Origin of the sequence: Cyclobacterium lianum, from assembly GCF_900143075.1 — a bacterium.
GTDB lineage: Bacteria > Bacteroidota > Bacteroidia > Cytophagales > Cyclobacteriaceae > Cyclobacterium > Cyclobacterium lianum.
This window is the reverse complement of record NZ_FRCY01000007.1, coordinates 209,361-231,871: the sequence shown is the minus strand read 5'-3', so window position 1 is coordinate 231,871 and position 22,511 is coordinate 209,361. Positions and strand designations below refer to the sequence as shown.

At 46.0% G+C, this 22,511-nt stretch carries 17 protein-coding genes and 1 riboswitch; of the genes, 11 read left to right on the top strand and 6 right to left on the bottom strand.

What is annotated here, in order from left to right:
• Position 1 precedes the first annotated feature (1 nt).
• From BUB19_RS13580 to BUB19_RS13560, 5 genes are all read right to left on the bottom strand, one after another.
• Positions 2-226, bottom strand: coding sequence for a hypothetical protein (locus BUB19_RS13580; RefSeq protein ID WP_073095098.1), 225 nt, complete (start codon positions 224-226; stop codon positions 2-4).
• Positions 227-512: 286 nt separating this feature from the next.
• Positions 513-1,580 carry a DNA polymerase IV gene (gene dinB, locus BUB19_RS13575; RefSeq protein WP_073095097.1) on the bottom strand — a complete coding sequence of 356 codons (1,068 nt, stop codon included), beginning with the start codon at positions 1,578-1,580 and terminating at the stop codon, positions 513-515.
• Between the two features lie 7 nt (positions 1,581-1,587).
• Positions 1,588-2,937, bottom strand: a complete 1,350-nt coding sequence (gdhA, locus tag BUB19_RS13570; RefSeq protein WP_073095096.1) for an NADP-specific glutamate dehydrogenase — start codon at positions 2,935-2,937, stop codon at positions 1,588-1,590.
• Complete coding sequence (locus tag BUB19_RS13565; protein WP_073095095.1) at positions 2,925-4,217, bottom strand: anthranilate synthase component I family protein; 1,293 nt, start codon at positions 4,215-4,217, stop codon at positions 2,925-2,927. Before BUB19_RS13565 ends, gdhA begins: the two co-directional genes overlap by 13 nt.
• Positions 4,218-4,295: 78 nt before the next feature.
• On the bottom strand, positions 4,296-5,018 hold the full coding sequence (locus BUB19_RS13560) for a YceI family protein (protein WP_073095094.1): 723 nt from the start codon (positions 5,016-5,018) through the stop codon (positions 4,296-4,298).
• Positions 5,019-5,171: 153 nt separating this feature from the next.
• On the opposite strand from BUB19_RS13560, the gene BUB19_RS13555 reads away from it, so the two are divergent.
• Positions 5,172-5,684 carry a gamma carbonic anhydrase family protein gene (locus BUB19_RS13555; protein WP_073095093.1) on the top strand — a complete coding sequence of 171 codons (513 nt, stop codon included), beginning with the start codon at positions 5,172-5,174 and terminating at the stop codon, positions 5,682-5,684.
• Between the two features lie 3 nt (positions 5,685-5,687).
• Here BUB19_RS13555 and aceK read toward each other — a convergent pair whose 3' ends face one another.
• Positions 5,688-7,415: a bifunctional isocitrate dehydrogenase kinase/phosphatase gene (gene aceK / locus BUB19_RS13550; RefSeq protein WP_073095092.1), complete on the bottom strand. Its 1,728-nt coding sequence runs from the start codon at positions 7,413-7,415 to the stop codon at positions 5,688-5,690.
• A gap of 158 nt (positions 7,416-7,573) precedes the next feature.
• Between aceK and BUB19_RS13545 the strand changes: the two genes are divergently transcribed.
• The 10 genes from BUB19_RS13545 to BUB19_RS13495 all read left to right on the top strand — a co-directional run bounded on the left by BUB19_RS13545 (position 7,574) and on the right by BUB19_RS13495 (position 22,510).
• Positions 7,574-8,272, top strand: a complete 699-nt coding sequence (locus BUB19_RS13545) for an NUDIX hydrolase (RefSeq protein ID WP_317041588.1) — start codon at positions 7,574-7,576, stop codon at positions 8,270-8,272.
• 50 nt (positions 8,273-8,322) lie between these two features.
• Positions 8,323-9,522: a DUF819 family protein gene (locus BUB19_RS13540; RefSeq protein WP_073095141.1), complete on the top strand. Its 1,200-nt coding sequence runs from the start codon at positions 8,323-8,325 to the stop codon at positions 9,520-9,522.
• Positions 9,523-9,533: 11 nt separating this feature from the next.
• On the top strand, positions 9,534-9,776 hold the full coding sequence (locus BUB19_RS13535) for a (2Fe-2S) ferredoxin domain-containing protein (RefSeq protein WP_073095091.1): 243 nt from the start codon (positions 9,534-9,536) through the stop codon (positions 9,774-9,776).
• Positions 9,777-9,957: 181 nt separating this feature from the next.
• A complete protein-coding gene (locus tag BUB19_RS13530; RefSeq protein ID WP_073095090.1) occupies positions 9,958-13,911 on the top strand; it encodes a PAS domain S-box protein in 3,954 nt (1,317 codons plus the stop codon).
• Positions 13,912-14,258: 347 nt separating this feature from the next.
• Positions 14,259-15,569 carry a hypothetical protein gene (locus BUB19_RS13520; protein WP_073095140.1) on the top strand — a complete coding sequence of 437 codons (1,311 nt, stop codon included), beginning with the start codon at positions 14,259-14,261 and terminating at the stop codon, positions 15,567-15,569.
• Positions 15,570-15,674: 105 nt separating this feature from the next.
• Positions 15,675-15,776, top strand: a riboswitch (SAM riboswitch).
• A 79-nt stretch (positions 15,777-15,855) separates the two neighbouring features.
• Positions 15,856-16,899 (top strand): homocysteine S-methyltransferase family protein, encoded by a 1,044-nt coding sequence (locus BUB19_RS13515; protein ID WP_073095088.1) that lies wholly within the window; start codon positions 15,856-15,858, stop codon positions 16,897-16,899.
• Between the two features lie 4 nt (positions 16,900-16,903).
• The gene (metH, locus tag BUB19_RS13510) at positions 16,904-19,618 is read left to right on the top strand and encodes a methionine synthase (protein ID WP_073095087.1); all 2,715 of its coding nucleotides are present in this window, start codon (positions 16,904-16,906) and stop codon (positions 19,616-19,618) included.
• A 30-nt stretch (positions 19,619-19,648) separates the two neighbouring features.
• On the top strand, positions 19,649-20,602 hold the full coding sequence (gene metF / locus BUB19_RS13505; protein ID WP_073095086.1) for a methylenetetrahydrofolate reductase [NAD(P)H]: 954 nt from the start codon (positions 19,649-19,651) through the stop codon (positions 20,600-20,602).
• Between the two features lie 19 nt (positions 20,603-20,621).
• Positions 20,622-21,089 (top strand): hypothetical protein, encoded by a 468-nt coding sequence (locus BUB19_RS13500; protein ID WP_073095085.1) that lies wholly within the window; start codon positions 20,622-20,624, stop codon positions 21,087-21,089.
• A complete protein-coding gene (locus BUB19_RS13495; RefSeq protein ID WP_073095084.1) occupies positions 21,086-22,510 on the top strand; it encodes a CCA tRNA nucleotidyltransferase in 1,425 nt (474 codons plus the stop codon). Before BUB19_RS13500 ends, BUB19_RS13495 begins: the two co-directional genes overlap by 4 nt.
• Position 22,511: the final 1 nt, after the last annotated feature.

Here is a 22,511-nt window from a genome sequence, read left to right as displayed (position 1 = left end):
GTTACCTGGGATTTTCAGGGTGAGTTTTCAATGTTTCTTTGGCTTTTTTTAAGCTGTACAGGTAGCCCAACATGCCAGGTGTCACCAGGGCAAAGACAGCCAGGTTGCCCAATCCTTTTGCTTTTTTCATGGCAAGGGTCCCCATGATGATGGTTAGGGGTATGCCGTATTTGACACCAAAGTCCAGGTATTTCTGATAAGTAGTCATGGATTTGTTATTTTTCATAGTAAGAATTACACAAGATTAATGCCGGAATCTGTGGTCCGAAGCAAATTTACCCTGTGCTGGGATATGTCGCACTTTCAGTGCCTGGGTAATCCTTCGTTTTCCATTTAGCCAAGCCCCGAAGGGGCGGGATCTATCAGCGATGGGTGCAGCCCATCGATATAGCATTGTGTCAATCGGCCTGAGGCCTGTAGGGGCGTGATATTATACCCGCTGGCAAGAATGAGAGGAGTATATTTTTTTCCTTTTGGGGCAAAAAATACCGAACCATGGAAATTTTTTGGCCTCAATACCTGATCCTGAGTTGTTCGCCGGGTTCTCCTGACCTGCACAGGTTAGAGAGACTCACGCCCAGTAATCGGACTGGTTCAATGATGTCTTCCTGCAGGGCGAGATCCAGCGTCATGGCCTCCATTCCTTCTATAGGAATGGGTTCGTTAGAGGTTCTGGATCTGGTATGCACGCTAAAGTCGCTGTATTTTATTTTTAGGGTTAGCGTTCTCCCCCTTGCCTTGCTCCGTTCCAGTCTTCTGAAAAACTCAGGTAAAATCTTTTCTTTGAGTTTTTCCTGGATTGCCTGCAGGTTCATCAGGTCTTTTTCGAAAGTACTTTCTACTCCCAGGGATTTTCTGATCCGGCCTGGCTTTACCTCGCTATTGTGAATCCCCCGAACGATCTGGTAATAGTGCAGGCCTGATTTGCCAAATCTGCCGGTGAGGAAAGTGAGCGAATACTGTTTGAGGTCAAAACCATTGTGGATACCGAGGGATTTCATTTTTTCGGCAGTTACTTTACCTATTCCATAAAATTTCTCTATCGGCAGTTTTTCCAGGAATGCGGGCGCTTTTTCGGGGGTTATCACAGCCTGCCCATTTGGTTTATTAAGGTCAGATGCCACCTTGGCCAAAAATTTATTGTAAGAAATCCCGGCGGATGCATTGAGACCCGTTTCGTTTTTGATTCTTTGCCGGATTTCTTTGGCAATAAGTGTGGCAGAAGGAAGTCCGAAATGGTTTACTGTCACATCCAGAAATGCCTCATCCAGGGACAGGGGCTCGACGAGATCGGTATATTCAAGAAATATTTGGCGGATTTTGCCGGAGATCTCCTTATACCGGTCAAAGCGCGGTTTGACAAAGATGAGCGCTGGACATTTTTTTGCTGCCAATTTAGAAGGCATGGCAGACCTGACCCCATATTTTCGCGCTTCGTAGCTAGCGGCTGCCACCACTCCTCTTTCCCGGTTTCCTCCTACTGCCACAGGCTTTCCTCTCAATTCCGGATAGTCTAATTGCTCCACGGATGCAAAAAAAGCATCCATGTCCACATGTATGATTTTCCGGATGGCGCTCATGTTATGTCTAGACTGTTCCCTGTGCCCGCATGGCCTTGGCTACTTTCTCAAACGCACCGATATTAGATGCGTTCAGGTAATCCTGTTCGGACAAACCATGTCTGGATATGGTTTCAAGACATTTTTCATGGATATTTTTCATAATGGCCCGCAGCTCTTTTTCCAGATCTACCTTGGCCCAGTAGCGGCCGATCCTGTTCTGGCTCATTTCCAGTCCAGATACGGCTACGCCGCCGGCATTGGATGCTTTGCCCGGGCCATAGAGCACTTTAGATTTCTGGAAGTAATCGATGGCTTCCGGCGTGCAGGGCATATTTGCTCCTTCTGCCAGAAGTAACAAACCATTCTTTTGCAGGGTTTTGGCATCTTTCTCGTCCAGTTCATTCTGCGTGGCACAGGGAAATGCGCAATCTGCAGGTATGGACCAGATGTTTTTATTTCCGCTGGCCTTGAAGCTGGCAGATGGATACTTATCTGCAAATGCCGAAATGCTTTTCCGCTCCTCGTTCTTTACGGTTTTCAGGTAATTTAGTTTTTCCTCTGACATGCCTTCCGGGTCATGTACGAAACCGGTTGAATCTGAAAAAGCCACCACTTTCGCACCTTCCTGCAACAGCTTTTCCATGGCAAATTGAGAAACATTACCGGCTCCTGAGACCAGGCAGGTCTTGCCACCAAGATTATCGTCTATCTCAGTGAGCATGAAATGAGCGAAGTGGATGAGGCCATAACCTGTCGCCTCAGGCCGTAAATAAGAGCCACCCCAATCCAGTCCTTTTCCGGTAAGCACCCCCTGAAACTCGTTTTGTAGTTTCTTGTAAGCGCCAAACAGGTATCCGATTTCTCTTTCGCCCACACCGATGTCGCCGGCCGGCACATCTGTAAAATGGCCGATGTGCCGAAAAGCTTCCATCATCCAGGCCTGGCAAAATCGCATGACCTCACCATCCGATTTGCCCTTCGGGTCAAAGTCGGCGCCTCCTTTTCCCGCGCCCAGTGGCAGACCGGTGAGGGCATTTTTAAAAACCTGCTCGAAGGCCAGAAATTTCAGGATACTTTGATTGACGCTTGGATGAAACCGCAGCCCTCCCTTGAAAGGACCCAATGCGCTGTTCATTTGTACCCTGAACCCCCGGTTTACCTGCACCCGGCCCTTGTCGTCCGTCCAGCAGACGCGGAAGGAAATTACCCGCTCAGGCTCGCAGATCCTTTCAAAAAGCTTTTCATCTACAAAGGTTTTGTTGGCCTTCAACAGCGGAAGTACGCTTTCAAAAACCTCCTCTACTGCCTGGTGGTATTCTGCTTCATTTGGGTTTTTTTGGGTAATGGATTTAAGGATATCGTTTAGTTTGGCCATTTTACGGGATCAGTTTTTTGTTGATAAAAATGATTTAATGTCTGTATGATGGTGGAAGCTTTCAATTGGCATTCCTGATATTCGTCTATCGCGTTGGCGTCAGCAGTAATCGCACTGCCAACACCGAAATAAAAGATGTTCCGGGCCCGGTTCAGTATCATGCTTCGGATGATAACACAGGAATCAAAATCACCGGAGGCTTCCAGGCGCACCAGACATCCCGAAAACCAACCCCTTTTAAAGGTTTCATACTTTTCAATCAGCTCCATACACCTTATTTTAGGAGCGCCGGTCATGCTTCCCATAGGAAAAGTTTTGGAAATGATTTCCTGAAAGCCTGTGTCTTTGGGCAATTGGCATGCTACAGTTGAGATCATCTGGGTAATCTGCCGGAAGGAGTAAATGCCGAACAATTCTGGCACAGAGACCGTACCGGTTTTTGCCAGTCTGGACAGGTCATTGCGCATCAGGTCGACGATCATGAGGTTTTCGGCCCTTTCCTTTTCACTGTCAAGCAGGGATTGCCTCAGCATGGCATCTTCTTCAGGACTTTTTCCCCTTCTGGTACTGCCTTTAATGGGCTGGCTGACCAATTTCAGGCCTTGCTTTTTCAAAAACCTTTCCGGAGACGCGCAGCACAAAAAAAGGTCTTTTGCTTTCACCAGCGCGCTGAAGGGCATGGGCGAATGGCTGCTGAGCTGCAGGTAAAACCTCACAGGATCGCAGTAGGAGAGTTTGCCGTGAAAACCCATGCAAAAATTCATCTCATAGATGTCACCGTCAAGAATATGCTGCTGAATTTCTTCAAATGTATTCTGGTAGGCCCTGGGCCCATGGGATGCTGTAAGGGTATAGGTACCCAAAGGGTTTTGACTCTTTGTACCAGTGGCCGCGATGGCTCTGGCGCAGGTTTCCGGGTCCGCCGCGGTGATGGTTGCCTCATTGGCAGAAAGATGAATGGTAATCTCCGGGCTGAAAAACACCGTCTCGGGACATTCCAGCCAGGTAGGATTCTGACTGTGTAAATTTTCGTATCGGTTTTTCCGATCGTAGGAAACTATCCCAATTTTGGGCCTTTCCTTGGGTAAATCATCCAAATGGTCCAGGTCGGCCGTTAAATTTCCCGCATAAAAGACATGGGGAAAAGCACCCATGGGATAGGCAATGTCGTTGGGGTTGAGGTAACTGAAATAACTGAAATGCTGATCGGCCCAATCAAGTAATTGGTGGACCCACTCGGGGCTGACCGGTATAGAAATGCTACTTTCAGTTCTGAACATGGGGCAAAAATAGAAAAAAGGCAATAAAAAAGGGGACTTCAGGCCCCCTTCTGTTCAACTTAAATGCTTACTGCTTTTTTAATTGGCTTTGATGTCAAAATTTACGCTTACAGTGTTGTAGATAAATTGGTCTTTTGCCTTATCTACTGCAGAAGCTTCGTCTCCATAGGAAAGACCCCATTCGGTCCTGTCAATATTGAAACCAGCCTGAGCAGTAATGGTCCCATTATTCATGGATACGCTGGCAGGGAATTTGATATTTTTGGTATTGCCCCTCATGGTCAGGTTTCCACTGATCCAATGTGTAGGTGCGGAGGGAGCCAGTTCGGAAGCACTTTTGGGAGTGTTTTCAGATTCAAACTGCTCCTGGTTCTCTACTTTGTCCCCCTGGTTGTACGGAGTTATTTCCGTGATTTCAAAACTTGCCTGTGGATGATTGGACGCATCAAAGAAGTCGTCTGACTGCAAGTGGTTCCAAAGCTTGCCGTGGTTTTCACTTCCCTCCTCCAGGTCGTGGATTTCCAGGCCTGTGATGTCAAAGGTAAACTCTCCTGCCGTAATGGCATCTCCTTCAACAGATATTTCACCTCCGCTCACAGGGATGACACCGTAATGTTGGCCTGTGGGTTTGTACCCTCTCCAGTTTACTTTGCTTGAATTTGCATCCAGAGTCAATGTGGATCCGGTAGCCGCTGCCACTTCTTTTGCTTCTGATGTTTCAACTGTTTCGGTGCTTTGACCGCAGGAAAAAGCCAGCAAAGTAGCTGTCAGCATAAATCCTGATAATTTAATTGTTTTCATAAATAATAATGGTTTAATTAAGATTGGTTTCAAAATGTATGTATAAACACTTAAACTGTAATTATTGGAAAAGGTTCATTATTTCAAAGAATAAATTTTTTGAAATTGTGATTTAGACCCTAAAACAATAATATTATTCTGATAATCATTTATATGGCGTTAATCAAAAAAGTAGGGAATAAATTTCCTCAGTTCGGGGAAGGTTGTTGGCTGGCAGACAATGCTACTGTCTTGGGTGATGTAATCATGGGAAAGGAATGCACCGTTTGGTTCAATGCGGTCTTAAGGGGAGATGTTCATTATATCCGCATAGGAGACAGAACGAATATTCAGGACGGTGCCATCATTCATTGCACTTACCAAAAGGCACCGGTGAATATCGGTTCAGAGGTATCTATTGCACATAGGGCAATAGTTCATGGTTGTACCATTGCCGACAGGGTGTTAATAGGAATGGGAGCGATCATCATGGATGATGCCATCGTTCAGGAAGGTGCTGTCATTGCCGCAGGAGCAGTGGTATTGGCGGGTACTGTGGTGGAAAAGGATAGCATTTATGCGGGAGTGCCTGCCAAAAGGGTAAAATCCACCGGACCGGAGATGGAGGCTGCCATCACAAGAATCGCAGGTAATTATCCCAAGTATGCAAGCTGGTACAGTGACTAGCCGTCAAATCTTTTCGTCGGGCCGGAAGCGCATACTTTCCGGGTACGGAAAAGCGTGGATCAACTCGCCGTTTATGATTTTGGATTGTATTTCACGCCAGTATACAGGGTCAAAAAGCTCTGGGTTGGATTGTATAAAGTATGCTTTCACATCAGCTCTTCCGATCATAAAGCGTTTGAAGTCTTCCGGAAAAACATCGTTTTCATGGATCTCATACCAGGGCTCTGAGGCGTATATCTGATCGTAGGTTTCTGGTTTGGGTTTGACTCTGAAATTCATGTTTGTCAGGAAATCGATTTCATCGTAATCGTAGAAAATAACCCTGTTTTGCCGGGTGACACCAAAATTTTTGGTCATCATGTCACCGGGAAAAAAATTCGCCTGGGCCATCTGAAGTATCGCCCTCGCATAGTCGTCTACTGCGCTCCTGGCAGCTTCGAGGCTACATTTTTCAAGATAAAGGTTTAATGGTGTCAGTCTCCGTTCGATATAAAGGTGGCGGATAACCAGGTTTTTCCCCTGTATTTCCAATAAAGAGCTGACAGTATTGTTCAATTCGCTCATCAGCTCCGCTGAGATACGGTTTAAAGGCAAACTAAAATTTTCAAATTCATGGGTGTCCGCCATTCTGCCCACCCTGTCATGCAAGCCTACCATTTTGTATTTTTCCTTTACCTGCTGCCGGGTCATGCTTTTTGGAGGGTCGAAATGATCCTTGATCAACTTAAAAACTATATTGTAGGAGGGAAGCGTAAATACGGTCATCACCATCCCCTTGATGCCGCGGGCAATTACAAAATCGTCATGGCTTTCCCTAAGATGCCTGGTAAAGTCCCTGTAGAAAGCGGTTTTACCATGTTTGTTAAATCCGATCGCATTGTATATTTCGTAAGGACGCTTGTGTTGAATGACAGAGTTGAGAAACAGTACGGTCTGGGCGGGAGTGGAGGTATGTACCATGAAGTACGAACGGGTATAGCTAAAAATACTGCTCATTATATTGGGGTCAAATATAAGCGTATCGGCAAATACCCCTTTCGCATTATGGACGAAGGGGATGATGAAAGGCATCCATTTCTTGCCTATAAATGTCCTGCCGATCAGGTAAGCTGCTTTATTGCGATAGAAAATATCCTTCAGCACTTGTGTGGTCGTATCCGCAGTGGCACTGTAGCGGCTCAGAATTACCTCTTGCACGCCTTGAACGAGATGATCAATGTCCTTTTCTTTCTGAAAATAGGGGACTCCAAAATCAAAATCGTCGAGGATTTTTCTGAATATGTCTTTTAGGCTTCCCGTCGCCGGATAGTTATTGTAGAGCCTTTCATCCATTTTTTCAGGGATTTCATCAAAAGGGGCTTCAACAAACATCAGCGCATCATCAATCGTGGGTGCGGGAAAGGTTTTTCGAAATACTGAATTGAAAAATGTGGCAGCAAGTTCCCGGTCACCTTTTCCGCTGATCAGATTCAGGTATTCGGATTTCAATGCGATCCATGTTGGCTCAGACGCGAGGTTCTCGCCCAAATGTTCCTCGCATACAGGTATAATGCTTTGTAGCTGATTTTTGTATAGCCGCAGCCTTTGTCTGTGATTCTCCTGTAGTCTTTTCCAGTCGCGCCGGACAAAGTTTGCAGGTATCTCCAGCGTGAGGCGGTTAAATTCGGCAATGTAATCTTCATACCCTTTCAGAATAACACGGGCGGTTGCGAGTAAGGAGGAGTCCGGCATAAAAACGACAACTAGAAATATCTCTGTACAATCAAAAGGGATATTAATGTATTAAATTTTTCCGGCAAAATTTTTAGCCTTTGGATTTGTAATATTATTTTCTAAATTTCGATGGAGTTTATTCATTTAATGAATATAACCCAATAGGTTTAATAGGTTTGATAAGTGAAAAAGGCCTGAATGCTATTCAGGCCTTTTTTTCGCACCATGAACGATTAACGATGGAGTTTATTGAGTTGATCAAAGTGCTGGAGGCGGGTTTGCAGCAGCCTCTTCCCGGTAGGGCTGGACAGGTTCGTATGGCACCGATACCGCTCGAAGAGGAGCGTTTCGACCAGGGCCGGTCAGCGCAGGCAAGAAAGGGTGCTGTGCTGCTTCTGTTTTGTTCCGGACCGGAGGGCATCATGATACCGTTCATCAAAAGGGCCATATACGAAGGTGTTCACAGCGGTCAAATCGCACTTCCAGGAGGGAAGATGGATCCCGAAGATCCAGATCTCAGCTATACGGCAAGGCGGGAGACGGAAGAGGAAATCGGGGTGGACCGAAAATCTATCTCAATCATCGGTGCACTTTCAGATCTGTATATTCCGCCGAGTAATTTTTCGGTCCGACCTTTTGTGGGCTACACAAGCGATACACCGGTATTCAATATTGATCCCAGAGAGGTAGACCGCCTCGTTCCTTGCAGTTTGGAGACGCTCCTCCACAGGGAAGGCAAAAAGGAGCAACTGGAAATAAATACCCGGGGAACCACCATCAAAGCACCCTACTATGAAATTAATAATGAAGTAGTCTGGGGGGCAACGGCCATGATATTGAGTGAATTTTTAACCATTTGGAAAAAGATTAGGTGATTTTGGGAGATGTCTGGATAAGTAATGACGCAGTAGTTTTTGGTCTGCTGATGGGGATATTGGCATTGGTGTTTTATACTGCATCAAGCAACCACCCCATATTCAAGGCAATTTATCGCTTTGTTCCGCTGGTATTGTTGTGTTATTTCTTACCCGCCTTACTCAATACCTTTGGCCTGATACCTGGTGCAGATTCCCAGTTGTATTTTGTCGCCTCCAGGTATCTCTTGCCCACATCTCTGGTGCTGCTTACGCTGAGTATAGACTTGAAAAGCGTACTGAAACTGGGCCCTAAAGCGCTGATCATGTTTCTGACCGGTACCTCAGGTATTATCCTGGGCGGACCTGTAGCGCTTTATCTGGTAGCATTGGTGTATCCTGGAGTACTGGGAGGTGTGGGCGCGGAAGAAACCTGGAGAGGCCTGGCGACCATCGCCGGAAGTTGGATAGGCGGTAGTGCCAATCAGACGGCCATGCTGGAGGTGTTTGGCGCCAGCCCGATACTTTTCAGCCAAATGATTGCAGTAGATGTGATTGTAGCTAACTTATGGATGGCTTTCCTGCTGTATTGGGCAGGAAAACCTGAGCTGCCAGACAGGCTTTTGAAAGCAGATACCTCTGCCATTACTTCTTTGAAGGAAAAAGTTGAAAAATATCAGTTGAGCATCATGAAAATTCCAAGTCTTTCTGATACCATGACGATTCTGGGCCTTGGTTTTCTGGTGACTGGAATTTCCCATTTTTTTGGGAATGCAATAGCAGGCTATATAGGAGAGCACTACCCTGGCTTAAAGCCCTATTCTCTTGACTCTGGTTTCTTTTGGCTCGTGGTGTTGGCCACTACCGGCGGCTTGGTACTTTCTTTTACCGGCGCCAGGAAGCTTGAAGGAGTAGGTGCATCGAGAATGGGTAGTGTGCTTTTGTATGTTTTGGTAGCTACCATTGGCATGCAGATGGACTTGAAAGCAGTACTTGACAATCCGGTTTTCTTTCTGGTAGGTTTCATCTGGATGATTTTTCATATCCTGTTCATGTCTGTGGTTGCTTTTTTGATCAAGGCACCATTTTTCTATGTGGCCATAGGCTCTCAGGCAAATGTGGGTGGAGCAGCATCGGCTCCCATCGTCGCTTCCGCCTTTCACCCCGCACTTGCGCCGGTCGGGGTTTTACTGGCAGTTTTGGGTTATGGGGTTGGTACCTATGGTGCTTACATTTGTGGAATATTGTTGAGACTGGCATTTGGTAATTAAACGGATATGGTATGAAAAAAAGAAGGAAATTTATTTTCGTCTGTACCGGATCGGATTGTAAGGCAAATGGGGCAAGGGATTTTACAGACAAAATTAAGAGGACCATTAACGAGGCCCCTTACAAAGGCAAATTTAAATTGGTAAAAACCAAGTGTATGGATTGTTGCAAGACAGGGCCGGTGGCAGTTGTAGACGATCAGTTGGTCAAAAAAGCAGACATGGAGCAGCTGACATCCCTACTGGGCAAAAACTAAAGGTTCCTTATTTTTGGGGATTACGTCCCGGTTTATTGTAGGAAATTTGATTTTATTAGGACAAAATAATGAAATAATTGATTTTTGTTATTAACTTAATGCCTTAATTATATCAGGCAAACATCGCCGGCAAACCTGAGGGGGAGTCGGCAATCATTAATACCGGTTATTTATTTTTAAGATGAACAAAGAGTTCGAAAAAGTCATATTCCAACGACCCGAAAAGGGAAATGAATTGCTTTTGGTTTTTAAGAAAGATCAGGTGATTTTTGCTGAGGGCGACTGGCAGATTTTTCAAGCTGACAAAAATAACTCCTGGCCTTCGTTTTTAAACGATTACGCTGATCTGCGCAGGAATATACGGGATTATTTTGACAATGATTTTCAGGAAACCCTGCACATCCAGGACCTGTATGAAGGCAAAGTTGCGCTTTGGGTTCAGGTGGATGGAAAGGTATTGGCAGATGGAAGCAAGATTTGTCTGTTTACCGGGCAGTATGCGATCTCATCTGACCGAAAAGCAGCTTTTGAGGAAGAGGGGACCCTGTTGGCAGACCTGGCAAATGGCGATGATGCCGCCAGCTTGTTGCACCGAAAGGTAGAATTTGAAAGAATGATCAACTGGGTATCCACCCGTTTCCTGAATGCCTCCGATGAGGAGTGGGATCAGGTTTTTCTCAAAGCGCTGTCGATGATCGCCCACGCCCAGCAGGCAGAAAGAGCAAATTTTTTCCTTGTACAAAAAGAAATCAAATTGCTGGACTGTGTTTTTGAATGGGAACGGGAATCCCTGCCGGAAACTGTAAAAATAGAGCAGTCTCTTTCCTTTGAAGGACAGGAAAATTTTCTAAGTCTATTGGCAAACGCAAGGTTCCGTGCTGTAGGTGATCTGGAAAAAGAATCCGGATTACACCCGTTTGAAAAGACCATTGCCAAAAAATACGGTGTCAGGTCTTTTATTCTGGTACCTATCTTTGCTGAAAACAAACTATTGGGACTGTATACCCTCAGCAGTTGTCTCCCTCAACCCGAATGGAAACAAACCCATAGGGATGAATATGTGCTCAAGCAACTCGGGGACGTATTGGGTGCAGCCTATATCAATCGCTCTACTAAAGCGGAGCTTTTCAGAAATGAAAAGCTATTGAGTTCAACGGAAATTCTGGCCAAATCCGGATCCTGGCGTTTCAATAATTCGGACCGCCGGATATATTTCTCCAGGGGTATCAATAGGATTTTTCAATTGGAGTATGAGCCAGGCGGGATGAGTATCCGGAATTTTCTCAATCTTATCCGACCTGAAGACCGGGATGCGGTGAAATCGAAAATTCAACTCGCTATCAACAAGAGAAAATCTGTTTCCGGGGAGTTTATTTTCTCCAATCCGAATGGCAAAGACAAGTACATCGCCTATGGGGTTCAGGTCAACCAGTTGACCCCACAGGGCAACCTGGAGGTATTTGGCTTTTGTAACGACATTACGGAGAAGAAGACAGTCGAACGCAAGCTTTTGTTTGAATCACAGATCCTTGCTCAGGTAAATGAGCCCATATACGTTACTGACCTGAACCTTAATGTAGTGTACATGAATCAGGAGGCTATTTTCGAGGGTAATCCCCAACAAAGTGGTCATGGTAAGATCAGTGATTTTTTCCAGATCATCAACGCAGTATCGGATACTTTTGATGGGCTGGCCCGGCAGGCTGACGATACGGGCATCTGGGTCGAAGAGGTGCAGTTATTGGACAATTCAACACAGGTACAGCCCTATGAAGTGTCTGTAAAGCCGATTCAAAACCGGGAAGGTGAAAAAATCGGATACTCCTTTCTCGTCAGAAACCTCACCTCTAAGATTCAGCGTGAGGAGATGGCGCGAAAGGCCAAGATGATCATTGAAAACAGCCCTGCGGTACTTTTTGAGGTAGAGCCCAATCAGGGTTTCAAATTGTGCTATATTACCGAAAACATTAACCAGTTTGGCTACAGAGCAGAAAAGCTCATTCGTCAGGGAGCCAGTTTGATGGATATCATCCATCCCGATGACCTGGCGATATTCGAAAAAGAGTTGATGCAGCCGGAAAAAGCCCAGTACAGCCGGGAATACCGCTTGATTTCGGCAGATGGCTCTTACAGGTGGGTGGAAGATAAAATAAGACCGGTGGTATGTCCGGAAGGACAGGTGGTAATGTATGAGGGATTATTGCAGGATGTCACAGAAAGGAAAAATGACAGGCTGGAAATAGAGAAAATCAAAAACCGCTATCGGGTTTTGGCATCCAACATTCCGCATACCAATGTTTTTCTGATAGACAAAAATCTCAAATACCTGGTCGCAGAAGGATCTAATTTCCGATATTGGGGCCTGGACAAGGAGTATTTTGAAGGCAAATCCCTTAAGGAGGTGCACACCACTACTTTTGAAGAAGTGGCCCCCTTGATGCAGGAGGCCCTGGATAAAAAAAATACGGTGAGTAAGATCCTGCCCTATTTGAACAGGATTTACGAACTGACCGCCAGCCCAATATTTAATGGGAATCAATTGGAGTATTTTCTGGGGATTGTTCGGGATATTTCAGAGGAGTACAAGGCAAAAAGAGAACTGAAAAGAAGTGAGATCAAATATCGAAACCTGGTAGAAGAATCTACAGAAATCATCTTTTCAATCACTGCACAAATGGAATTGAGTTACGTTTCACCGAATATCAAGCAGTTTCTGGGTTATGAAACTTTTGAATTTACCAGCGGGGATTTTACGGATTACCTTCATCCGGAGGATGCACAGGTATTTCTGGACGGGGAAATCAGCCATATCAGGTACTTTGAGGACAATCCTGAATTTGAATTTCGATTGCGTCATAAAAAGGGGCATTATAGGGTTTTCAGCTCCAGCGGCAAGGTAATTAAGGATGAAAAAGGAGAGGTACGCTACTATACAGGTATTGCCAGAGATATTACCAAACTTAAGGAAACTCAAAAGGAACTCTTTAAAGCCAAGGAAAAGGCAGAATCGGCTCTGAATGCCAAAAGCCAGTTTTTGTCCGTAATGAGTCATGAGATCCGTACGCCCATGAATGCTGTAATCGGTCTTTCCCATCTTTTGCTGGAAGATAATCCCAGGGAGGACCAGTTGGAAAACCTGCGTACCCTTCAATTTTCAGCAGAAAACCTGCTGGGCCTTATCAATGACATTCTGGACTTCAATAAGATAGATTCCGGAAAGCTGATATTGGAAAAGGTGCCCTTCGAACCAAAAAACCTGATCAACCGGATCATCCACTCCTATGCCTACCAGATCCGGGACAAGGCCCTTGAGATCATCTACGAGCCAGATTTCGACATGCCCGACCTGCTGATTGGGGATCCTGTACGCATCGCGCAAATCCTCAATAACCTGGTCAGCAATGCGATCAAATTTACTGATAAAGGGTACATCAAGGTTTCTCTTGATTTGGTCAAACAAAAGGACAATTGGGTAACCGTCCGATTTACCGTTAAGGATACAGGTATCGGTATTGCGGCCAGTAAGGTAAATTCCATCTTTGATGCTTTCACGCAGGCGAGTTCTGATACCACCAGAAAATACGGAGGTACCGGCCTGGGCCTTGCAATTGTAAAAAAGCTGACCAGACTATTTGGTACTGAGATTCACCTGAAATCGAAATTGGGAGAGGGGTCAACCTTCTGGTTTGAAGTGGATTTCGAAAAACAGGATGAAATTCCGCCGCTGAGTTCCAAGGACGAGGTGGAATGGAATGGGAAGCTCGAAGAAAAGAAGATACTCGTGGCCGAAGACAACCAGGTCAATCAGGTTTTGCTCAAAAAATACCTCTCGAAGTGGGGGGTAGGCGAAATAGTATTTGCTGCCAACGGTAAGATAGCGCTGGACCATTTTATTAAAAATGATTTTGATCTGGTACTGCTGGATCTGCAAATGCCCGAAATGGATGGATTTGAGGTGGCCAGGATCATTCGTAAACTGGACCTGCTGTCCAAGCGAAACGTTCCGATTATCGCCCTTACTGCCTCCTCATTGCTGGAGGTTAAGGAGCAGTTGGAAGCCTCGGGTATGGACGATTACATTTCCAAGCCCTTTACACCGGAGAACCTTTATGGCAAGATTATCAAATATCTTTGAATCGGTGCAAAAAAAGGGAATACCAACTTCGGACAGCGAATCCTCCCGGCCGGAACGCGATGTCTGGGCTTAAGCAATGCTGACGCAGCATCGCTCGGAAGAATACAAATCCCCTGTCTATGACTCCGGAGATTCCATAGCGGGAGAGCATAGCTGATCCGAATCTTTGCACTGAAGGTTTCTGACAGGCAATTTCCACATTGCAAAATCAATAAACCGGGTACATCAATCAACACTTCCCAGCCCCGGTTGGCATCATTTTTCCTGTTGTCATAAAACCGGAAGGACCTGAAATAATAATGCAAATTTCCGGTTTAAATTTTACCTTTGCACCTTTGGAAAGCAATATGAGACGGATAACCTGTTTGATACTTTTCTTTTTGGCTATGACGGACCTGTATGCCCAGCAGACAAGGCTTTCGGAGCGGTCGACCTTGTATTTTATTTTGGGGACATCTGGATCCAACATCAGGGAGCTGAACGAAATGCTTGCCCACAAAGGGATATCCAATCTCCGGGGCGGGTACAATTCTATGGGCCTGGGTTTTCAGTATCGCCTTACAGATTTTATCCTTGGCTTTGAGCTGTTTCAAAACAATGGTACCAATTCTTATTTCAGAGAGTATACCCTGGACAACCGTACCAGCAGGTTTTATATGAACGTAGGCTATGCACTCACAGAAGAGGGTAAATTTCACCTGGTACATTACATGTCCCTGGGTGCCGGTTACCTCAATTTTCAAATGCTAAAAGACCAGCGACGCGTATCGGACCTTACTTCCTTTCTCGATCAACCGGCTCAGGGTTTTATCATACGCCAGCATGATATTCAAAAGGGCTCTCATCGCTTTGGGGGGTTTTTGACTGAAATCGGCTTTCAATTCGGTTATGATTTACCCCTACCCGGACTGGAAGAAAATCTTAGCGTTCTTGGTAAATTCGGCTATTCGTTCAGTCCTTTTGAAGGGGCCTGGACGATGAACGGTATCACCTTTGATAACTTACAGAGCGGTGCGTTTTTTCGGCTTGGGGCAGGGGTGTCTCTTTCCAATCAAAAATTATTTTTTCCCGATGCAGGTATCGGTGTACATTTTTTTTATGGTAAAAATTTTAAAAACCCAAAACGCCTCAATCAGGTTTTGGCAGATAACGGCTGGCAGCCATTCAGTAGAACCCCCGGATACCTGGGGATGAAAATACTCGCTGAAAACAGGGGACGGCTCTATGGCGTGGATATATTCAACATTGCCAATACAGGGCAGGGAAACGAAACCTACCAACATACCTTAAACAGCCTGCGGGCCTATGGGAATTACGGGTTTCAATTGTATAAACGGAAAAACCTGGAACTTGGCATCATGGCTGGATTGGGCATGGGTACGATCCGGTACACTGTTGAGCACGGTTCAAAGCCGGATTTCCCCCTATTGTTTGAAGAGCCGGACTTTGACGGATACCTCCGCAACAGGGGACTTATGAGCAAAGGTGAGCTGGTCATGTCCTATGCGATGCCGGTGTTTAAGAATCTTTTTAGTTTCGTCTACTCTGTTCATGGCGGGTATGAGTTGCCCCTGAGCCGGTACCGGCTGGGCGAAGTATCCATGGCCAATTACCTTTCAGGCCCCTACGTTCAATTTGGACTAGGCTTAAAGCCCTAAGTCGGGTTTACAATTGACAGCATGGATCAAAGCTGATCTCTGCCTTGAGCCAAATTTTTTTACAAAAAGGGGTTTTTTCTTCTGAAATCCTGTTACTTTTGCCATTGCTTATCGAGAAAGACGGAGGGTAGGGCCCTATGATGTCTTAGCAACCTGATGTGACAAGGTGCTAATTCCCGTTCCGGAAAAGCCGGATAAAGATGAGCCGAATAAGGTAGATAAACTTTTCTAGTTTTATGGCGGTTCATGCTCGTACAGGCTTTTTAAAAAGAAATGCTATAGACAGATGCCAAATAGAACCGATTTATTGCTACAACAACTTCAGAAGAAAATTCTAATACTGGACGGTGCCATGGGCACCATGATACAGCGTTATGCATTGAAGGAAGATGACTTCAGAAATGAAGCCCTCTACGGAGTTAAAAAATCTCTCCGTGGCAACAACGATCTGCTATCACTTACCCGTCCTCAAATCATCCGGGAAATCCACAAAGCCTATTTCGATGCCGGTGCAGACATCGTAGAAACCAATACATTTAGCAGTACTTCCATCGCACAGGAAGATTATGGTCTTTCAGATCTGGCCTACGAACTAAATGTAGCCTCAGCGAAATTGGCCCGGCAAGTAGCAGATGAATGTACTGCCAAGAATCCTAAAAAGCCCAGATTCGTAGCCGGAGCTATAGGTCCAACCAATCGAACCGCTTCAATTTCTCCCGATGTAAATGATCCGGGATACCGTGCCATATCCTTTGACCAGCTCGTAGAAGCCTATTCGGAGCAGGTAGAAGGGCTTCTGGATGGTGGAGTGGATATCCTTTTGATCGAGACCGTGTTTGATACCCTGAATGCCAAAGCTGCCCTATATGCCATTCAGGAAGTTTTTGAAAAACGGGGCCTGCCTCTGGATCCGCATGAGGGGGGAATCCCCATCATGATCTCCGGGACCATCACAGATGCATCCGGGCGCACGCTTTCCGGACAGACCACAGAAGCTTTTCTGATATCTATTTCGCATGTGCCGCTCTTGAGTGTGGGCTTGAATTGTGCGCTGGGAGCCAAAGAACTCCGGCCCTACCTCAAGGTTCTCGCCGAGAATGCGCCTTACTACGTGAGCGTGTATCCCAATGCCGGCTTGCCCAATGAATTCGGAAAATACGACCAGGGACCGGCCGAAATGAATGAACAACTGGAGGACTTTCTGAAGGAAGGTTGGGTCAATATCGTGGGAGGCTGTTGTGGTACCACACCGGAGCATATTGCAACCATCTCCAATACGGCCTCCAAATATAGTCCCCGGCAGTTGAACGTAAAAATCCTTGAAAAGTAAACCCATGACGTATACCCATAAGGAGCCTGCATTGCAACTATCCGGGCTGGAGCCTTTGGTTTTCAATGCCGCCATTAATTTTGTAAATATTGGAGAACGAACCAATGTCACCGGTTCCAAAAAATTTGCCCGGCTGATATTGAATGGAAACTACGATGAAGCCATTGAGGTAGCCCTGGATCAGGTCCGGGGAGGAGCCCAGATTCTGGACGTTTGTATGGATGAAGCCATGCTTGACGGAGAGGCGGCTATGGTCAAATTCCTCAATCTGATTGCATCGGAACCGGAGATCAGCCGAATCCCGGTGATGATTGACAGCTCCAAATGGAAAATTATCCTTGCCGGACTCAAATGCATACAGGGAAAGGGAATAGTAAACTCCATCAGCCTCAAAAATGGAGAGGAAGAATTTATCCAGCAGGCCAAAACCATCAAAAAATTTGGGGCGGCCGTGGTAGTCATGGCCTTTGATGAAAAAGGACAGGCCGATACCTACGAACGGCGCATACAGATATGCAAGAGAAGCTATGATATCCTCACCCGACAGGTGAAATTCAATCCACAGGACATCATCTTCGATCCGAATATATTTCCCGTAGCCACCGGAATGGACGAACACAAGTCCAACGCCATTGATTTTTTTCGGGCTACAAAATGGATCAAAAACAATTTGCCGGGAGCCAAGGTAAGCGGGGGGGTAAGCAATGTATCTTTCTCTTTTAGAGGAAACAACCCGGTAAGGGAGGCCATGCATGCTGTATTTTTGTACCATGCCATCAAAAACGGTATGGACATGGGGATTGTAAATCCCTCCATGCTGGAAGTATATGATGATATACCCAAGGATTTGCTGCAACATGTGGAGGATGTGATCTGGAACAGGAGGGAGGATGCCACAGAGCGCCTGCTGGATTTTGCCGAAACTGTCAAGTCCGCAGGAAAGAAGGATAAAACCGATGAAGCCTGGCGAAGCCTGTCCGTGGAAAAGCGGATTCAGCACGCATTGGTAAAAGGCGTACTGGACCATATCGTGGAGGATACCGAAGAGGCCAGATTACTACTGGACGATCCCCTCAAGGTTATTGAGGGACCGTTGATGGATGGAATGAATGTAGTCGGAGACCTTTTTGGAGAAGGGAAAATGTTTCTTCCGCAAGTAGTAAAAAGTGCCCGGGTGATGAAAAAAGCCGTTGCCTACCTGGAGCCATTCATGCCCCTGCCCGAGGAGGCACCAGAGGGAGAGGACAAAGGGAATGACAACATCAACCGTATCCTGCTGGCGACGGTGAAGGGAGATGTTCACGATATCGGTAAAAATATAGTCGGCGTAGTACTGGCTTGCAATAGCTATAAGATCATCGACCTGGGAGTGATGGTTGAAACCGAAAGGATCATTGATGAAGCGATTGCCCAAAAAGTAGATATCGTCGGACTAAGCGGGCTGATCACCCCTTCCCTGGATGAAATGGTAAATGTAGCAGCAGAAATGGAAAGGCGTGGCCTGAAGATTCCACTCCTGATAGGCGGGGCCACTACCTCCAGGATACATACTGCCGTGAAGATTGATCCGGTATATAGCGGTACCGTGGTGCACGTAGCCGACGCTTCCAAATCTGTACCTGTAGCCGGAGAAGCCATCAGTAAGGAAAGCAGAGACAAGTACCGGAGGGAAATGAAGGCCCTCTACAGCAAATTACGTGATGAACATGAAGCCAGGCAACAGGTAAAACAACTGGTCACCTATCAGGAAGCCAAACTCAATCCTGTAGGTATTGATTGGGCCAGATATGAACCGCTAAGGCCCCGGAAAACGGGCGTTCAGGTTTTCGAAAAACTAGATCTTGGCCTTATCCGCAAATACATCGACTGGACCCCCTTTTTCAGTACATGGATGTTGGCGGGAAAATTCCCCAAGATTCTGAAGGATCCGGTAGTAGGCAAGGAAGCGTTAAAACTGTACAATGATGCCAATAACATGCTTGACCGGATCATTAATGAAGGCTGGCTAAAGGCCAGTGGAGTCCTGGGCTTGTTTCCGGTACACCGTTCAGGAGATGATTTGATCGTTGATCCGGAATTTACCAGAAACAAGCAATTCGTATTTCATTTTCTCAGGCAGCAGGGGCGTAAAGGTAAGGGAGTGCCTAACAGAAGCCTGGTAGACTACATTCATCCAAAAAAGCAGGATTACTTCGGAGGCTTTGCCGTTACCACCGGGCTGGGAATAGAAGAGAAATTGAAAGTGTTTCAAAAGGAAGGAGACGACTATAACGATATCATGCTCAAAGCCATGGCCGACCGACTGGCAGAGGCGGCGGCAGAGTACCTGCATGAGCAGGTACGGAAAGAGTTCTGGGCCTATGCGCCGGAAGAAACCCTGGACAACGACGGTCTTATAAGGGAGTCCTACCAGGGTATTCGCCCTGCGCCTGGATATCCGGCCTGTCCGGAGCATTCCGAAAAACGTACCTTGTTTGACCTGTTGGAAGTTGAAAAGAATACAGGCATGAGTCTTACCGACAGCTTTGCCATGTATCCCACCTCCTCAGTGAGCGGATATTATTTTGCTCATCCGGAGAGTAAATATTTCGGTCTGGGAAAGATAGGTGAGGACCAGGTAGAAGATTATGCGCGGCGCAAAGGCGTGTCCAAGTCTCAGGCAGAACGATGGCTTTCTCCCAATTTGTCCTATTCACCCCAATTGACCTATGACGGTTGAGGCAGCCGTACTGCCCGATAATGTAACACAATGAAAGTAACCGAACACATCAAAGCTGCGGACAAGACGCTTTTCTCATTTGAAATACTCCCCCCTCTCAAGGGGCAAAGCCTTACTAACCTGATTGAAGGAATAGCACCGTTGATGGAGTTCAACCCACCCTTCATCGATGTGACCTATCACCGGGAGGAATACGTTTATAAGAAACATGCCAATGGACTTCTGGAAAAGGTAAGTACCCGGAAGAGGCCCGGAACGGTGGGGATTTGTGCAGCGATAATGAACAGGTTCAAAACAGATGCCGTACCCCATTTGCTCTGCGGAGGTTTTTCGAAAGAGGAGACGGAGAATGCATTAATCGACCTTTATTTTATAGGAGTCGAAAATGTCCTGGCGCTTAGAGGAGATGCGCCTAAAACAGATGCGAATTTTGTGCCTCATAAAGAGGGGCATCGCTATGCTTCAGGGCTGGTAGAACAGATCATCGGCATGAATCATGGCCGCTACCTGCATGATGAAACAGAGGTAGGTTTCCAGACGGATTTTTGTGTCGGTGTAGCAGGATACCCGGAAAAGCACTTTGAAGCACCGAGCATCAGTTATGACCTGAAGAAACTGAAGGCAAAAGTAGATGCCGGCGCCAGCTATGTGGTCACACAGATGTTTTTTGACAACCGCAAATATTTCGAGTTTGTCGAAAAGGTAAGGGAAATGGGCATAGATATACCCATCATACCAGGTCTGAAACCAATCACTACCCTGTCACAAATCGTAAATCTGCCCAGAATTTTTTACCTGGATTTGCCCGATGATTTGCTGCTTGCGTTGGAACGTTGTAAGAGCAATGCAGAGGTAAAGGAAGTGGGAATAGCCTGGTCTATCCAACAGAGTAAGGAATTGATAGCCTATGGTGTGCCCAGTCTTCATTATTATACGATGAGCAGGGCAGACGCCACCTATAAGGTAGCCAAAGAAGTTTTTTAAGATCAAAAAATAGTTTTAAGTGGATTACAGGGCGGTTAAATCCCAATTCAGGCAAAAAGGAACAATCACTATTAAAGATTCCCGGGGCACCACATTTCAATGGTTTTCTCCGAAAGACCCCAATATGCCTCATACAGGGGTGTATCTGATACATGAAGTATTTCAGCTTCAGGCCCTGGCCGGAAGTTTTTCTGAAGTAGCATTAGACATTGTAGAATACTCGGCAGACAAGGTGATATTTCATAGCCCCCCGGCACCGGGGATAAATGGTAGAGTAAATTCGGGAGGATTGATTAAATTTGCATTGATCAAATCACCATTCTGGCACCGGCTCTTGTTTGAGCTCAGGGATACAGTGGAGATGCAATGGGTAGAAAAATCCGGTGAAATACCCTTTTTGGCTCAGGAAGCCTTTCCGCTTCATTTTTCTGAAACTGAGACCATGGAATTGCATGCCGATGGTAGGGTCAAAACAAGAAAAGCATGAATCTGAAAAGTTCTTTAGATAAAATTTCCATATTTCAACAGGTTGGAACTGTAGCTGATCAGTTGGGAATGGAAACGTATTTGGTGGGGGGGTATGTCAGGGATATTTTGCTGGAGCGGCCCAGCAAAGATATCGATTTTGTATGTATTGGCGACGGGATCCGACTCGCGCAGGCGGTATCCAGGAGCCTTGAAAACCGACCTGCTGTATCGGTATTTAAAAATTTTGGTACAGCCATGATACGCATAGACGATTGGGAGGTTGAATTTGTGGGAGCCAGAAAGGAGTCTTACCAGACAGCATCCAGAAAACCGAAGGTGGAGGCGGGAACTTTACAAGAGGACCAGGAGCGCCGTGATCTGACGATCAATACTTTGGGAGTAGCAGTAAACAAGGAAAATTACGGTACCTTGCTGGATCCCTTCGAAGGGCTAAAGGACCTGAAAAGGAAGGTGATTCGTACGCCCACAGACCCGAATATTACCTTTTCGGATGATCCGCTTCGTATGTTAAGGGCGGTTCGTTTTGCGGCTCAGTTGAAATTTGATATCGCCCCGGATACTTTTGAAGGTATCATCCGTAATGCTTCCCGGCTGTCAATCATATCGGGAGAACGGATTATCGATGAGCTGAACAAGATCATCATGACGGATAAGCCATCCTATGGATTCAAATTGCTCTTTGTCAGCGGTTTGTTGAAGGAGTTTTTTCCGGAAATGGTGGCACTTCAGGGAGTAGATTCGGTGGGCGACAAATCCCATAAGGATAATTTTTACCATACCCTTCAGGTATTGGACAACTTATCGGCCAGATCGGACAACCTTTGGCTGCGTTGGGCGGCCATCATGCACGATATCGCCAAACCTGCAACAAAGCGCTTCAACCAAAAAGCTGGCTGGACCTTTCACGGTCACGAAGATAAGGGGGCCAGAATGACGCCGGGGATTTTCAGAAGGTTAAAATTGCCCATGGACGATAGGATGAAATATGTGCAAAAATTGGTAAAATTGCATCTTAGACCGATAGCTCTGGTCAATGATGAAGTCACGGACGCGGCTTTGAGGAGGTTGCTCTTTGAGGCCGGCGACGATGTGGAAGATCTCATGCAACTTTGCCGGGCAGATGTCACTTCAAAGAATAACCATAAGGTCAAACGTTTTCTGGCCAATTTCGATAAAGTAGAAAAGAAATTGCAGGAGGTAGAAGCAAAAGATCAGGTTAGAAACTTTCAGCCTCCCGTGTCTGGAGATGAAATCATGACTATATTTGGCCTCAAGCCCTCCCGTATCGTTGGAGATCTGAAGGAAGAAATCAAGGAAGCCATACTGGATGGTCAGATTCAAAACAATAAAAATGAAGCTTTGCAGTTGATGTATGAGCTGGCTGCAAAAAAAGGAATAGAAAAAAAAACAAACGAATGAA